Source organism: Nocardioides humilatus, assembly GCF_008373755.1.
GTDB lineage: Bacteria > Actinomycetota > Actinomycetes > Propionibacteriales > Nocardioidaceae > Nocardioides > Nocardioides humilatus.
Window position 1 is genome coordinate 1 of sequence record NZ_VUJV01000156.1, and the last position, 405, is coordinate 405.

The following is a 405-nucleotide window of genomic DNA, read 5'->3' on the forward strand; positions in this document are numbered from 1 at the left end:
GTGGAACGTTTAGAAATCTTCGGGCGCCAGGTCGAACCTAGGTGGGAAGGTGCCGAAGCCGTCAGCAAGGGCGGGGCGCGAGCGCTGGGGCGCCGGGCTGACTCCTCTCGCTGCAGATCCCGCGCGTCCCTTGCCGCGGAACTTGCTGATGGCCTGCTCGGCGAGGTCTGCCCTCTCTTCAGCCTCCTCGAGCTCCTGTTGCGCCTTGCGGAACTTAGCCAAGTTGAGGGCGGCAATCTCTTCGGCCTCCTCGATCTGCCTCTTGTATGTCTTGATCTTCTGCTGCAGTTTATCGACGAGGTCCTGCATACGTTCGTGGTTCTTGCGGCCTTCTTCTGCCTGGAAGGTGAGCTCCTTGATGCGCCTCTCGGACTTGCGCAAGTTCTTCTGTGCGTCAGCGTGCCT

General features: G+C 61.2%; 1 protein-coding gene. It reads right to left on the reverse strand.

The annotated features are described in order from the left end of the window. Nucleotides 1–9: 9 nt before the first annotated feature. The coding region (locus tag F0U44_RS24305) for a hypothetical protein (protein WP_149730632.1) at nucleotides 10–405 on the reverse strand (396 nt) is incomplete at its 5' end.